Here is a 14,880-nt window from a genome sequence, read left to right as displayed (position 1 = left end):
TAAGCATATGGGTAGCCTCTACTCGAGAAAGGAATGGTTCATCAGCTATGTATGTGCTCTGTAGCTGTTAAGAACCAACGTATATCTGTCCTAGAGCCTGGTTCATCTAATAGCCTATAGATACATACCAATATAGACTGCCTTTTCAAGCTACAATGAACATCATACATACTAATCTACATACTAATATACAAAGGTTAACTAACAACACAAGAACACCAAGATCTCAGATGCGGAGGTTGGAATTGAACCAACGTCCTTCGGGTTATGAGCCCGATGAGCTGCCAAGCCTGCTCCACTCCGCTTTAGATGCGTATTATGTTTATTATATAATACCGAGGACGGGACTTGAACCCGTATACTTATAAAAGCATTACCACCTCAAAGTAACGCGACTACCTATTTCGCCACCTCGGTATTAAACACTTTCTCCCTCCTTCCTTTGAAGAGCTATCAACAAAAGTATCCCTATAAATGCTAACTATAAGCCTATCTCTTTAGCTACAATATAGGCCTCTCTAGAAAATATATGAGAAGCTTTTGGGGTTCGTATGGCAGGAGATAACGATAAACCCCAACTATATAGACTATGTTAATTCCTCTCTTATAGCTAATAACATATTGGTCTCATCCAGTAACTACTTAACCCCCTAATCCTTCTTATAAACTATGGAAGAACTATATTACCATAAAGAGATAGAAGCTAATATACAATCCTATTGGGAGAAAGACCAACTATACAAAGCTACTGAGTCTATATCTAAAGGAAAGTACTATTGCTTATCTATGTTGCCCTACCCCTCTGGAAGACTTCATATGGGTCATATCCGAAACTATACAATAGGGGACGTTATAGCTAGATACCAACGAATGAAGGGAAGCTATGTATTGAATCCGTTTGGGTGGGACTCATTTGGTCTACCTGCGGAATGCGCAGCAGCTACTAATAAAAGCATCCCTTCTGAATGGACATATAATAATATAATCCATATGAGAGCTCAACTAAAGACTATGGGCTATAGTATTGACTGGTCTCGCGAAGTTATCACATGTAAACCAGAATATTATAAATGGGAACAATGGATATATATATACGTATATAGTAAGGAGTTAGCCTATAAAACCAAAACTGTTGTTAACTGGTGTCCTACAGATAAAACAGTATTAGCAAATGAACAGGCTGTTAATGGGATCTGTTGGAGATGTAATAAGCATATATCTTTTAAAAAGCTTTCACAATGGTTTATTAAGATATCTTCATATGCTGATGCTCTTCTAAAAGGCCTAACCTATTTAACCTATTGGCCAACACATATAAAAGATATGCAAAGAAACTGGATAGGTAAAGCTAAAAGCATAATACTAACAGTTAGCATATTAGGACTAGGTTCTAGCATCTGTATATATTCTATAGACCCAGAGTGTTTGATAAAGACTTCCTATATAAAGATATCTGTTTATCATTACTTATCGCTTTTAAATATAAAAAAGACCGTAAAAGAAGTTAATACAGACAGTCTAAAAGATATTACAGAGTTATCCGCTATAAGTCCATTAACAAATATAATGCTATCAGTTTGGGTAGTTAACCATATAATAAAAGAATATAGAACAGACATCACTATAGGTATTCCTTCTAAATATATAGAAGATATTAGCTTTGCTATATACCATAAACTACCAACTGCTATATATATATCAAACAAAGTACCATATGGAATACCTCAAAGAATTGGTTCTATAGTGAATATGTTAATTAAATCTAATAGCTGTATTCAAAAGATAACCTATTGTTTAAAAGACTGGTGTATTTCTAGACAACGTAGTTGGGGAACCCCTATACCAATATATACACATAGTAAGAAAGCGATAGCTGTATCAACTAAAGAACTACCAGCTATATTGGATGAAAGCCTATTAGTAAATAGATATCTGTTAGTAGCTAGGAAAAGGAATGTAAAATGGCATAAGTCTATATATTTAGGGAAAGAGGCATATCGTGAGTCTGATACTTTTGATACCTTTATAGAGTCTTCATGGTATTACGTTCGTTATGGTTGTCCAGCCTATATAAAAGACATGATAGATATAAAAGCATCAAACTATTGGTTACCTGTTGATCAATATATAGGTGGAATAGAACATGCCGTTATGCACTTATTATACATTAGATTTTACCATAAGCTATTAAGAGATGCTGGTCTAGTTGGGTTTAAATATAAAGAACCAGTAAGGAAACTCTTTTGTCAAGGGATGGTTTTAGCGGATGCTTATTACTATGTAGATAATAATATTAGTTGGGCTTCTCCGCTATATGTAGTTGCTAAATATAATAGCAAAACCAACCTATATAACCTATTTGATTTAGATGGTAATGAAGTTAAACACGCAGGTATACATAAGATGTCAAAGTCTAAAAATAATGGTATTAGTCCAGGAAAGATATTAGAACTATATGGCGCTGATGCATTACGACTATTTATTATGTTTGCTGCTCCTGCTAACATAGATTTTATATGGAACCAATCAGGAATAGAAGGTACCTATCGGTTTATAATTAAAGTATGGAGCATTGTATATGAGCATGTAGACCTAATATATGTATTACCTTTTGATATTAATTCCCTAAGCAAAGGACAGCTGTTATTATATATGGATGTTAATAAGGCTATTATTAAGCTAGCTAATACTATAGAAGAACGTCTTTCATTTAACACTACTATAGCCACTATTATGAAGATAGTTAGTAACCTAATTAAACTACCTAAGCTAAAAGAGTTGGACTACTCTTTATCTAAAGAGATGTTAAAGCTAGTTATTAAAATAGTTAGTCCTTTTGTTCCTCATCTTTGTTCCATATTATGGAAGGAACTAACCAACATAAAAGCTATAGAAGATCTATATTGGGTTAACTTAAACAGCTCATACATAGGTTCTATATATATATCAATAATAGTACATATTAATAATAAAGTAAGAGGTTCTATTGAGACGTCTGTATGTATAAGAGAGTCTCTATTGATAGAAAAGCTATATAGCTATGAAAAGCCTTTAAGATATATTAAACCTAATAATGCTTATAAGGTGCTATACATACCTAATAAAGCAATAAACATATTAACTTTAACCTAGACTAAGACTAGTAGTTAACCACATATCTACTTCTAAAGAGACAATATATGGATAAGCTTAACATAATAAAACCTATTATAGTTATTATGCTATTATATTCAGTAGATGCTTTTATAGTTGGTCTATATTGTATTAAGGCAATGTCAATGGTTCCAACGTTATTCTCTGGAGACCTAGCCATAGTTAAAAAGGTTTCTTATGGGTTTATTAATAAACGAGGTTCTATAATAGTAGTAAGATATCCTTTTAAAGCTTCTAATTATATCAAAAGACTATTAGGTTTACCTGGTGATATAGTAACATATAATAAGCATATTAAAAAGATATCCATAAACTATATAGGAATAATAAACTATATACAAAAGCTTAAAGACCAAAAGAAGAACATATTATATAGTAGCTTAAACATACATAGTAGAAAAGGCATCCTTATTAATAAACCCAAAAGCAATATATGTTGTTGGTGTTTACCAAGGTTTAGATATTTTGTAATAGGTGACTATATAGTTAAAAGCTATGATAGCCGCTTTTGGGGAACATTCCCAGGTAAACAAGTCATAGGATGTGTTATAGCTATATGGGAGAACTTCTTTTAACTAATAGGGTTAGGACAGCAGATTAATATGTATCAGACAAACAGCTAACCTGCATATCCTTTTTTAGGTCACTTCTTTTATCGTAGTCCTTTTTGCCTTTAACTAAAACTATACTAGCTTTACACCAAGAGCCTTTCCAATATAAAGACTCAACTACTATAGAGTAGCCCTTATGTTTATATACTGACCCATATAAAAGAGTTAGTTCTTTTTTAGTTAATAGTAGCTTACGGGTTCTTAATGGTTCATAGGTTATGTCTGAACAGGATATATAATATAAAGACTGAAAGCTAGAACCAACTATGTATGCTTCACATTCCTTGATATATACATAGCTATTGTTAATATTAGCCTTTTTAAACCTAAGAGCCTTAACTTCCCACCCTTGTAATGATATGCCTGCTTCAAACCTTTTTTCAACATAGTATTGAAAAGGTATCTTATTATTCTTTATTATAAGGTTTATATACATAAGGCTTTTTAATACGTCCATAGTCTATAATAAACTAATATATAGAAAGCACGCCCTACAGGGTTCGAACCTGTGATCTACGGCTTAGAAGGCCGTTGCTCTATCCAACTGAACTAAGGGCGCACTTATTGGAGGTTTAAGCTAGCATTCCATATTGTATTATCTTTAACATCTTCAAGTACTATGCTTTTATCAATAAGCTTAGCTCTTATATTATCCGACAAATGCCATTGTTTATTACTTCTAGCTAGGTTACGTTTCTTAATTAGCTTTTCTATATCATCTATCCTAATCTTTGCTTTAGTTAATATAGTTTCTTGTATATACATAAGATCAATAGAACCGTAGCTTAATAGTCCTAGTCTAGAACCTAAACTACGTAGATTAGAAGCTAGGTTAGATGCTAATATTAAGTTCCTATGTTTAAGATAGTTTATCCTTTTAGACATATAAAATAGTATTGAAAAAGCCTTTGGAGTATTAAAGTCGTCATTCATAGCATTAATAAATCTCTCGACCATCTCTTCTTTAATTCCTTTAGTTTCTTTAAGAGCTACGTTTAACCTAAACCTAGTAGTTCTAAGAGAAGTATATAAACGCTTTAGAGAAGTAACTGCTTCTTTTACCTTTTTAAGACTAAAAGATAAAGGACTTCTATAATGGCTAGTTATGTATAAGGCTCTTATAGTTTCTGCATCATAAGAACTAAAAACATCCCGTAGCTTAATAGAGTTCTCTAAAGACTTCGACATCTTTTCTTTATTTAATATTAATATGCCAGTATGCATCCATATCCTAACACAAGAACCATCAAAGCAACTGGTAGTCTGAGTTAGTTCATTTTCATGGTGTGGAAATATTAAGTCTAACCCTCCACCATGGATATCAAAGTGAGAGGCTAAGTATTTATGGTTAATAGCTGAACATTCTATATGCCAACCAGGACGTCCAATGCCCCAAGGTGAATCCCAACTTGGTTCTCCAGGTTTAGGTCTTTTCCATAATACAAAGTCATTAGAGGTTCGTTTATTATTAAAGTTCTTAAGCTTGTTTACATTAAGATATATAGCTGCCTGTCGAGATAATAGACCGTAACTATTAGTGGTTTTAATTGAATATATTACTTCCCCATTTGTATTTAGATAAGCATATCTCTTTTTAATTAACATATAAACATAGTCAATAATATGTCTTATGGTTTTAGTAGTACAAGGCTCATGGTTAGGCTGCGCTACATTAACTAACTTAAAGTCCTTATGCATTTCAACTATAAAGCTTTTACTTAAGAACTTACATTGAACACCAACCTTAACTGCTTTATATATAACTTTATCATCAATATCAGTGATATTTCGAATATATCTAACTTTATAACCACAATGACGTATATGCCTAATAATAATATCAAAAGCTACAAACGTGCGTCCGTGTCCTAAATGGCACAGATCATATGTTGTTACACCACAAATATATATAGTTACTAAGTTAGGTTTAATAGGGTTGATAAGTTCTTTAGTTTTAGTTAATGTGTTATATAGGCATATCATATATCATAACTCATAACATCATAGCATATACATACAATAGAACATAAGTTAAACAGATGGTTTTGGAGTTCTATATCTGTGTTAATCTAAGACAATCCAATAAACAAAAAGCGATGTAGACTGTCTGTATATGGGTCTCTAGGTTAGAATCTGAGGTGAGGCATGTGTGATGTAGGTCTTATATTAAAAGCCGTATACACAGCATACAAACTAAAAGCTGTAAACACCAAGATATACACGGACTTTAAAGTGAGCCATACGTATACAATAGTGACTGAAGGCGTTTCTAGTGTTCACATTAGAGGAATTGCTAAGGAACTACATGGACTATTCAAAGATCTGTATGGCTCTTCAACATTCGTAACACAAAGCAGTAGTCAGTGGCACGTAGTATGTTGTAGTTCTATATTAGTACATATTATGAAAGCTGATGTAAGGTGTTTTTATACTTTGGGCTCTTTATTCAACAACGAGCTGTGTTTAAAACAACAGGCTTTTAGTATATATATTTGATCTTTAGACACCCATTAAGAACCTTATTAAGAGCTCTTAATGTAGATTCACAATATAAACCTAGACTATGTTCTAAGACTACAATAGTTTTAAGCTTGTGGGCTATTTGAATAAATATACTCTTGCCTGAACTGTATGTGGTCTTTATAAAGAAGCTAGAAGCCTTTGCAATGGTTGATTCGATGTTACAAACAGTTGTCACAAACCTACATTGTTTAAGACATTCGGACGTTAAACTATATGTTCTGACAGCTGTTATGTTTATTCTATCGTAGTCTTTTGGAACGAGTAAGTGACCTCTTACTATTATAAGCTTGTCTAGTTTAACATCGTTCGGTAATATTGAGGTGTTGAGGTAAACACTACACTGTTCTTCGTCGTCTTCTAAAAGAATAACAGCTACGAGTTTGTTGTTAATTAGCTTATGGAAATAGCTGGTAACTACGCCACATAAGAAAACATGACTACCTATAGAACCAGTCCTATAATAACTTATGCTATTTGGAACAAGCTTCCTAATATCTCTTTTGAAGAGCTTAAATGGATGTCCAGTCTGATAAAGACCTAATGCTTTCTTTTCCTCAAATAAGATCCTTCTTTCACTCCATATTGGTCTTATCTTTCTCATTGCTCTGTCTAGACTAATCTCAAAGGAACCGCTGTTTGGATATAACCCACTGATGTCTACGGATGCTTTTATTCTTTCTGAATACCTTATAGTCGCTACTAACAGCCTTATTAGAACACATCTCCTTATTGAACAACAAGAACTATCGAAAGCTCCAGCTCTTATTAAAAGCTCAATGGTTTTCTTGCTTAGAGTTCTTCGATTAGTTCTAAGGCAGAAGTCAAGAAGGCTTGTAAAGGGTTTGGCTTCTCTAGCCTTTATGAGTTCTTGAACAGCGAGCTTTCCGGTGTCTTTGATCGCTCCCAGACCGTACTGTATAGCTTTAGGTTTAGTCTTATGGATAGAATCTATCTTGAGACAAGCCTTTATGGGAACATTCTCAATTGGTTTAAACTGATAAAAAGACTTGTTAACATCTGGTTTTAGGAGCATTATGTTTCTATTTGAGGAGTCTTTATACAATTTTATAGTCCTGTTAACCTCGTGCATTGATAAGCTTAAGTTTGAAGCTATAAACTCAGCTGGATAGTGAGCTTTTAACCAGGCTGTTTGAATGACTAATATAGCGTAAGCTGTTGCGTGTGACTTGTTAAAACCGTAGCAAGCAAACTTCTCCATTAGTTCGAATATTACTTTAGACTCAGCGTTGGTTAACCCAATACTTCTGGCTCCTTTTTGGAAGTTCAGTCTGTGGTGTTCCATTGCGAGCGGTTGCTTTTTACTTATCGCCCTTCTGAGAAGATCAGCTTTTGCAAGAGTGTATCTACCAATAACCCTAGCGATCTGCATGACCTGTTCCTGATATATTATTATGCCATAGGTTTCTTTTAATATAGGTACCAGACGTCTGTTTAAGTAATGTGAGCTTTCCATGCCATGTTTTCTTTTACAATAGCTAAACATTAAATGCATAGGACCTGGTCTGAACAAAGCTATTAATGCTATAATATCCTCAAAGCAATCTGGTTTAGCTGTTCTTAGAATCCTTTTCATGCCTGAGCTTTCAAACTGGAATATGGCTATGGTATCTGCTTTTTGCAAGATCTTATATGAACCAATGTCTTCCATACATATGTCCTCCAATGACCAAGCTTTCAGCTTATGGAGGGCTTTAATATGTTTTGCAGTATTATTAAGAGCTGTTAAGGTTGTAAGTCCAAGAAAGTCGAACTTTACTAAACCTACTGTTTCTGCGTCATCTTTATCAAACTGACTTACCAACATAGCACAGTCGCCTTCTTGTGAATACAAAGGACAGAACATCGAAATAGATACAGGTGCAATTAATACTCCCCCGGCATGAACAGCAACGTTTCTAGCTAATCCATCCATCCTAACTGCTAAGCTAATCAAGCGTCTAACACTACTGCCTACCAAAGAACGAGAGGCTTCTTCGGGTCTATCAGGATTCAATACGATGGTTTCAAGCTTTAGTACGTTGTAGTTAAGCTTTTGTTGTTGTTCAGTAGGTTGTGGAATGAGCTTTGCAATGTTGTCTGTTATGGTATGATGTATGCCTAATGTTCTTCCTATGTCTCGAATTGCGGCTCTTGTCGCAAATGTTCCGAACGTTGTGATTTGAGATACCAGCCTACTTCCATACAGTTCCATTACATAGCTTATGACTCTGTTCCTACCAGCTTGACAGAAGTCTATATCGAGATCTGGCATTGCTATACGTTCTGGATTTAAGAACCTTTCGAACAACAGACCGTACTGAATTGGGTTAACATCGGTAATGCTTAAAATGAATGCTATTAGAGAACCTGAACCAGAGCCTCTACCCGGTCCTACTGGAACTCCATTGTTCTTAGCCCAACATACAAAGTCTGATACTATCAGGAAATATCCTAAGAACCCCATTCTAAGTATTACTTCGAACTCAAACACTATTCTGTTAAGATAATGAACGAAAGAGGTGCTTTTAATTCTTATCCGCTTCTTTTGGATCTTGCATTTTAAACCAATAACTACTGAAGCTACGAAAAGCTTTTTAATTGGAATGCCCTTAGGTTTTGGGAAGACAGGTAGTTTAATATCTCCTAGGTTCAAGCTTAAGTTACATCTTTTAGCTATATGTACAGTGTTTTCTAATGCTGAAGGAATGTCTTTAAATAGACTACACATCTCTCTTTTGGATTTGAAGTATTGTTCATATGTATATTTCTTGGCTTTTTGTCTATTAAGTAGAATCTTGTTCTCAGCTATACAAGCCCTGACTTCATGCATTTGAAAGTCTGTTGGTTTGAGGAACTGAATTGGATGTGTTGCTACTACTGGAATTCTATATATAGAAGCTAACTCTACTGCCCCATCTATATAGCGTTCCTCGCTTTGTTGGCCGCTACGCTGTATCTCAACATAAAAGTTACCAGAGAAGTCAGATAGCCATCCATTCAACAGGGTTCTTGCATTGTGTTTATCTCCGTCCATTATGGCCTGTCCTATGTTTCCATATATAGCTCCTGATAAGGCTATAAGACCTCTTGTTAGATCTCCTTTCAAACAGGTTCTTTCTATAGCTATTGAACTGGGCTCTCTTTGAACTATGTTAGGTTCATCAAGGAATGAATAGCTGTTGATACTATGGTTCACCCAAGCCATAGAAACTATCTTACATAGGTTACGGTAGCCTTGTACGTTAGTGGCTAGCAAAATGATATTACTTTTGTTCTTGCTTTCAGAGCTACCATGTTTAACTGATATATTACATCCGACTATTGGTTTAATGCCTTGTATTCTTGATAACTTATAAAACTTCACTACTCCAAACAGGTTATTGAGATCAGTTAATGCTAAAGCCCCTTGTTTGTTTGCTTTTGCACATTCTAACGCTTCATTTAGTCTGATAGTACCATCTAATACCGAGTACTCTGAGTGCATTCTTAAATGAACATACCTTTGTGTGCTTTTATACATAGTAGCTATGTTCTTGTTAAGGGATTGTAAGGGAGCTCCTCCAATAAGGAACCCACATTCAAAGAGCTATGCTACTGATTAGAAGCCTTGTCTTTGAGATGATTGTAGACTGTATATTGAAAGATCTTTAACAGCTAGTTCGAGACCATATTACAAAAGAGTTTAAGTGTTCGCTTTATAGGTTCAACAGCTCCCCATAGTAACTGATCTCCTACTGTAAACATTGATAGGAGTCCACTATTGAATGGTAGCTTCTTTAGTCTACCAATAGCAACCACCAAAGAACCAGCTATATGTTCAGGTGTTAATAACTGCCTTGAGTATGCTTTTATATTTGGTAATAGTTTAACCCATCTGCTGGTTGATTGAATTATGTCAGCAGCACATCCAAAACACATGCTTTTCTCAACCTTAATTAAAAAGCTTTGTGAATGACATCTTAACACCCCAACCCTTATACACACACCACCAACGTTCGGTATCATTGGTAGTCCTAATATTCTATTAGTTTCAATAAAGCCCTTTTGTTCTTCCTTTGACGTTCCTAGCTTATTCGTCTCTTCATCTATCCAAGGCACAATTGACCCAACAACGGACTCACTTACGCTTGGATCACCTATCCTAACCTGAATGCTTGAGTTTAGCACATCCCTAAACCTAGCTCTACTCAAGAAAGCCATCTGTAACAGCAAACCCTTTACGTAGTTGGAACCAGCTCCTGATACAGATTGAAAGGTTGTAACGAACATCCATTTCATATTACTTCTCCTGATTAACCTATGTAACACCATTAGCATTAAACTAACGGTACAGTTCCCACCAACGAAACTCTTTTTACCGCTTTCTATGGAGCTTTTGATGGTTCTAGAGTTTACGGGGTCCAACACTACACACACATTAAGCTGTCTCCTAAGAGAAGAAGCTGCGTCAATCCAATAGCCAGTCCAGTTCAGGTTTCTTAGGTTAGAAAGCGTAATATCAGTGTAGTCACTACCTTGCATTGAAACAATAGCTTTGCATTTTAATAGAGCTTTAACGTCGTTAGTCTTCTTTACGTTGTAGACACCTATTAAGAACTTAACCAACCTTCTGTATGTGCTGCTAAGAAATAGGTATTTAGTGGATTCGTTGTTAATGTTAGCAGCAACCTGTGATTGTTTGATAAATACAGAACCCACCAAGCCTCTCCAACCTACAAACCCAATACAGCCTCTTCCAAACATTCTTAGGTATTATATTGTTCTAATTAATGAAGCGATCAAGTCTCCCATTTCAGACGTACTAACATATCTTTTACCGTTGGAGATATCTGATGTTTTATAGTTCCTTTTTAGAACGCTTACTACTGCATTGTCAATCATAGATGCCTGTTTGTTTAGATGGAACGAATATCTTAACAGCATCGCTAACGAAAGAATAGCAGCTATTGGGTTAGCCAAGTTCTTGTGTGTTAAAGATGGAGCTGAACCATGTACAGGCTCATACAGGCCTTTCCCATTAAAACCCAAGGACGCAGAAGGCAACATTCCTAAAGAACCAGAGACTATTGAAAGCTGGTCAGAAAGGATATCTCCAAAAAGGTTTCCAGAAAGAACTACATCGAATTCTCTTGGGTTCGCTAGTATTTCTATTACCGCACTATCAATGTAGTTGTTCCATAACCTAACATCATTATAGCTTTTGGATACTTCTAAAACCATACTCCTCCAGACTTTGGATGATTCTAAAACATTTGCTTTGTCCACTGATAGGATCTTCTTCTTACGGTTCCTAGCGGATTTAAAAGCAACGTGTGCTATACTTCTAACTTCTGACTCAGAGTACTTCATTGTATCAACCCCTTCTAGAGATGTTGCTTTGGTCTGAGCATATGTCTTTCTTACGATCTTTGGCTTACCAAAGTAAATTCCACTGGTTAGCTCCCTCAGAACCAATATGTCAGTGCCTTTCAGGTTATCATTTGGAAAGCTGGTGTTAATGGAGTCATAGTGTTTGATTGGTCTGAGGTTTATGGAAGAACTCATTAGCTTTCTTAGTTTTAAAAGAGCTGTTTCAGGACCAGGGTAGTATGTAATGTCAGTAGTCCTGTTAGCACCTACTGACCCAAGTAAAACTGCATCACTTGCCTTAACCATGTTTACTGTTGAGACAGGCAAAAAGCTTCCAGTGGATTCAAATGCTGTTCTACCAATAAGAGATTCCTTAATGGTTATTTGGCGTATGGTTAGTGCGTTCAATACCTTGACTGATTCCTTAATAACTTCAGGTCCTATACCATCACCTGGGTAATACTATAACATTCATATATATGAGGATTGACCAGCATAGAGCTTTCGTTAATATTCTATATTATAAACCATAATTAAGATGTTCGGGTCACTCATTGCTTCTATCAAAACTTATGATATCCTTGATATGTTTAAGAACTAACTCAGCTTCTGACATTCCTCTCAATAATGCTAATCGATAAAAGGAAGGAACACAAAACGACCAGTCTTTATATGTGCTCGAGACTACCTTTCTGTCCATTAAGTTCACCGTAATCTGAAGCCTAGATACTTTTACTAAGAGCTGAGCTATATATGTCACATCGGGTTCTTTTAGAGTTAAAGGCAATATCCCGTTCTTAATAGCATTAACGTAGAATATGTCAGCAAAGCTAAGACCAATGAGGATGTTTAACCCATATTGTTTAATAGACCAAGGAGCATGTTCTCTTGAACTACCACATCCAAAGTTCTTCCTAACTAGCAGGACAGATACTTTGTTGCTTGTTCTTAATACTAATGGGAATGGTTCACTATTGAATTGGTATGTAGGCTCTCGCCATTCGCTGAATAGGTAGCTTCCGAGCCTGCGTTTGGATGTTTCTTTTAAGAACTGCTTTGGAATAATGACGTCAGTGTTTATGTTATCCTTTTCGATATTGATAATAACTCCTCTGTGTAGTATCGATTTATCCATTAAAGCACTCTTCTAACATCTTGGAACTTACCACTAATAGCCGCCAAAGCTGCCATCATTGGGTTTACTAAGTGTGTTCTGCTAAGCTTCCCCTGTCTTCCTTCAAAGTTTCTGTTAGAAGTAGACGCACATCTCTCTTCTGGATATAGCTTGTCAGAGTTCATTGCGATACACATAGAACAGCCAGGTGCTCGCCATTCGAACCCAGCCTTCTTGAATATCTTATCAAGACCCTCTGAAGTTGCTTGTTTCTTTACAGACCCAGAACCTGGAACAACAATTGCTTTCCTAACACCTTTAGCAACGGGTTTGTTCATCTTTCTAACAACGTATGCTGCGCTTCTTAAGTCTTCTATCCGACTATTAGTACAGGACCCAATGAATACGTAGTCTAGGCTTATTGTGTTAATAGGAGTTCCTGGTTCTAAAAGCATGTAGTTAAGAGCAGACTCCATAGTTTTCCTTTTGTCAGGGTTGTTTTCAACAGCAGGATCTGGGATTCTATCATCAACAGAAGAAACCATTTCAGGAGATGTTCCCCAAGTGACTTGAGGTGCTATTGAGTTTACTTTTATTGAGACGCATTTATTAAACGATGTACTAAGAGTTGTTTTTAGTTTCTTCCAGGTGTTATCTCTTAAAGTATGTGTGTATATCGTTCGGTTGGCTAGGTAGTTAAGAAGTATGTTGTCAGCTGCTAGCATGCTAATCTTTGCGCCTGCTTCTATAGACATATTACACAGAGTTGTTCTGAAGTTTACGTACATTCTTTGGGAAGAGCCTCCTTTGAATTCTATAGAGTAGCTTGATCCACCAGCTGTTCCTATTGTATTAACTATAGCTAATGCTATATCTTTAGCTACACATCCATCATGCAGATTACCTGCTATGCTAACTTCCATATTTCGGTTCTTCCTTTGTAGAAGCGTCTGTGTCGTTAAAGTAGTTCCAACTTCAGAAGAACCTATGCCTTGAGCCAGAGTAGTAAAGGAGCCATGTGTTGAAGTATGAGAATCTCCACATACAATGCTTGAACCTGGAATTGTTATACCTAACTCTGGTCCTGCAACATGGACTATTCCTTGCTTTTCATCATGTCCTGCTAGAAAGCATATACTATGGTTCTTGCTGTTTGTTCTTAAAAGATCTATTTGAGACCCGAAGGCAGTAGACTTGTTTCTCTCTGGGTTGGTTGTGATATTGTGGTCTGGAATGGCTAGGGTGGTTTTAGGATTATGCACATATTGTGTAACAGCTTCAAATGCATGTGGAGAGGTTACTTCGTGAATAAGGTGGAGATCTACATATAACAAGGATACGCCACTACTCTGTGTTTTAATGATATGCGCATTCCATAGTTTATCGTACAAGGCCGTTGAGAACATATAGATTGGTGTTAGGCATGCTTGGGAGGAGCTATGTTTATTGTTCTAATGACTAGGTCGGTTCGGGAGCTGTTAATGGTTCTTTATAGAGTGTTCATATATCTCTATCATATACTCCAAGGAACACCAGCTTCATCTTACCAAGAATACCTGCTTAACCAATAGCTGTTTATAACTAAAGACATCAACATGAGACATGTGGGAGGACTTCCCGTATATCACTAGGAGCTCTATATGAGTATTGTTATTATAAAGGATGTCGAACCATTTGAAATAGCCATACGTCGGTTCAAGAGGATGGTTGAGCGTAGCGGCTTACTAAGTGAAGTACGTTCTAGGTTATATTATGAAAAGCCAACCTCTGAACGGAAAAGAAAGAAGGTAACAGCAGCAAGGAAGCATATCAAGAAGTCCTAATAATATGTGCTAACAGAAAGAGGGGGGGAAAGAGCCTGATGGTTGTCCGAACCTAACCAATAAGAACATCTGAAGTATCCTGAAGTCTCTTTTGCCTCTGTGTTATGATGTGTTGGTCTTGACTGGGGTATCTGCTTATGACTAACCTAAGCTACATATATTAATGCATTAGTAGAACCAAGTTAGAAGTAGTTAGACATAAGATATCCATAAAGGGGAACAGCTTCTACTAGACAACCATAACCACCTCCCCATAGTGGATCTAACGCACCTAACACTCCTAACAGCTAGCTCCTCTACATCATAT

The 14,880-nt window shown here is 36.0% G+C and carries 11 protein-coding genes and 3 tRNA genes; 4 read left to right on the top strand and 10 right to left on the bottom strand.

Annotated elements, in window-relative coordinates; all coding sequences use genetic code 11:
* Window positions 1-230: 230 nt before the first annotated feature.
* Together TPPER_RS00070 and TPPER_RS00065 are read right to left on the bottom strand one after the other, a co-directional pair.
* Window positions 231-305: transfer RNA gene (locus tag TPPER_RS00070), tRNA-Met, on the bottom strand.
* Between the two features lie 28 nt (window positions 306-333).
* Window positions 334-417 (bottom strand) — tRNA-Leu (locus TPPER_RS00065).
* 252 nt (window positions 418-669) lie between these two features.
* Between TPPER_RS00065 and leuS the strand changes: the two genes are divergently transcribed.
* Entirely contained in the window at window positions 670-3,132 is a 2,463-nt protein-coding gene (leuS, locus tag TPPER_RS00060; protein WP_099336769.1) for a leucine--tRNA ligase, read from the top strand.
* 47 nt (window positions 3,133-3,179) lie between these two features.
* Window positions 3,180-3,728 (top strand): signal peptidase I, encoded by a 549-nt coding sequence (gene lepB, locus TPPER_RS00055; protein WP_099336768.1) that lies wholly within the window; start codon window positions 3,180-3,182, stop codon window positions 3,726-3,728.
* Window positions 3,729-3,750: 22 nt separating this feature from the next.
* Here lepB and smpB read toward each other — a convergent pair whose 3' ends face one another.
* The 3 genes from smpB to cysS form a co-directional block, all read right to left on the bottom strand.
* A complete protein-coding gene (gene smpB / locus TPPER_RS00050; protein WP_099336767.1) occupies window positions 3,751-4,221 on the bottom strand; it encodes an SsrA-binding protein SmpB in 471 nt (156 codons plus the stop codon).
* A gap of 28 nt (window positions 4,222-4,249) precedes the next feature.
* Window positions 4,250-4,323, bottom strand: a tRNA-Arg gene (locus tag TPPER_RS00045).
* 2 nt (window positions 4,324-4,325) lie between these two features.
* Window positions 4,326-5,747 carry a cysteine--tRNA ligase gene (cysS, locus tag TPPER_RS00040; RefSeq protein WP_099336766.1) on the bottom strand — a complete coding sequence of 474 codons (1,422 nt, stop codon included), beginning with the start codon at window positions 5,745-5,747 and terminating at the stop codon, window positions 4,326-4,328.
* 162 nt (window positions 5,748-5,909) lie between these two features.
* Between cysS and TPPER_RS00035 the strand changes: the two genes are divergently transcribed.
* Window positions 5,910-6,260: an RsfS/YbeB/iojap family protein gene (locus TPPER_RS00035; RefSeq protein WP_099336765.1), complete on the top strand. Its 351-nt coding sequence runs from the start codon at window positions 5,910-5,912 to the stop codon at window positions 6,258-6,260.
* Here the strand turns inward: TPPER_RS00035 and dnaE are convergent.
* From dnaE to leuC, 5 genes are all read right to left on the bottom strand, one after another.
* Window positions 6,244-9,807, bottom strand: a complete 3,564-nt coding sequence (gene dnaE / locus TPPER_RS00030) for a DNA polymerase III subunit alpha (RefSeq protein ID WP_099336764.1) — start codon at window positions 9,805-9,807, stop codon at window positions 6,244-6,246. The genes TPPER_RS00035 and dnaE overlap by 17 nt on opposite strands.
* A gap of 134 nt (window positions 9,808-9,941) precedes the next feature.
* Window positions 9,942-11,030 (bottom strand): aspartate-semialdehyde dehydrogenase, encoded by a 1,089-nt coding sequence (locus TPPER_RS00025; RefSeq protein WP_099336763.1) that lies wholly within the window; start codon window positions 11,028-11,030, stop codon window positions 9,942-9,944.
* Between the two features lie 9 nt (window positions 11,031-11,039).
* Window positions 11,040-12,080: a 3-isopropylmalate dehydrogenase gene (gene leuB / locus TPPER_RS00020; protein WP_099336762.1), complete on the bottom strand. Its 1,041-nt coding sequence runs from the start codon at window positions 12,078-12,080 to the stop codon at window positions 11,040-11,042.
* 103 nt (window positions 12,081-12,183) lie between these two features.
* Window positions 12,184-12,771 (bottom strand): 3-isopropylmalate dehydratase small subunit, encoded by a 588-nt coding sequence (gene leuD / locus TPPER_RS00015; RefSeq protein WP_099336761.1) that lies wholly within the window; start codon window positions 12,769-12,771, stop codon window positions 12,184-12,186.
* The gene (gene leuC, locus TPPER_RS00010; RefSeq protein ID WP_099336760.1) at window positions 12,771-14,156 is read right to left on the bottom strand and encodes a 3-isopropylmalate dehydratase large subunit; all 1,386 of its coding nucleotides are present in this window, start codon (window positions 14,154-14,156) and stop codon (window positions 12,771-12,773) included. The genes leuD and leuC overlap by 1 nt, the downstream gene beginning before the upstream one ends.
* 234 nt (window positions 14,157-14,390) lie before the next feature.
* On the opposite strand from leuC, the gene rpsU reads away from it, so the two are divergent.
* The gene (rpsU, locus tag TPPER_RS00005) at window positions 14,391-14,573 is read left to right on the top strand and encodes a 30S ribosomal protein S21 (protein ID WP_099336759.1); all 183 of its coding nucleotides are present in this window, start codon (window positions 14,391-14,393) and stop codon (window positions 14,571-14,573) included.
* The last annotated feature ends 307 nt before the right edge of the window (window positions 14,574-14,880 follow it).

It is taken from the genome of Candidatus Tremblayella phenacoccinincola (assembly GCF_002682985.1).
GTDB classification, from domain to species: Bacteria; Pseudomonadota; Gammaproteobacteria; order Burkholderiales; family Burkholderiaceae; genus Tremblaya; species Tremblaya phenacola_C.
Note: the sequence above shows the minus strand (reverse complement) of the source record. Positions and strands in the feature narration are given on the sequence as shown.

What these genes read in the sequence shown, in the direction of transcription:
- leuS (WP_099336769.1), top strand. Translation starts at nt 670, where the DNA reads ATGGAAGAACTATATTACCATAAAGAGATAGAAGCTAATATACAATCC.
- lepB (WP_099336768.1), top strand. Translation starts at nt 3,180, where the DNA reads ATGGATAAGCTTAACATAATAAAACCTATTATAGTTATTATGCTATTA.
- smpB (WP_099336767.1), bottom strand. Translation starts at nt 4,221, where the DNA reads ATGGACGTATTAAAAAGCCTTATGTATATAAACCTTATAATAAAGAAT.
- cysS (WP_099336766.1), bottom strand. Translation starts at nt 5,747, where the DNA reads ATGATATGCCTATATAACACATTAACTAAAACTAAAGAACTTATCAAC.
- TPPER_RS00035 (WP_099336765.1), top strand. Translation starts at nt 5,910, where the DNA reads ATGTGTGATGTAGGTCTTATATTAAAAGCCGTATACACAGCATACAAA.
- dnaE (WP_099336764.1), bottom strand. Translation starts at nt 9,807, where the DNA reads ATGTATAAAAGCACACAAAGGTATGTTCATTTAAGAATGCACTCAGAG.
- TPPER_RS00025 (WP_099336763.1), bottom strand. Translation starts at nt 11,030, where the DNA reads ATGTTTGGAAGAGGCTGTATTGGGTTTGTAGGTTGGAGAGGCTTGGTG.
- leuD (WP_099336761.1), bottom strand. Translation starts at nt 12,771, where the DNA reads ATGGATAAATCGATACTACACAGAGGAGTTATTATCAATATCGAAAAG.
- leuC (WP_099336760.1), bottom strand. Translation starts at nt 14,156, where the DNA reads ATGTTCTCAACGGCCTTGTACGATAAACTATGGAATGCGCATATCATT.
- rpsU (WP_099336759.1), top strand. Translation starts at nt 14,391, where the DNA reads ATGAGTATTGTTATTATAAAGGATGTCGAACCATTTGAAATAGCCATA.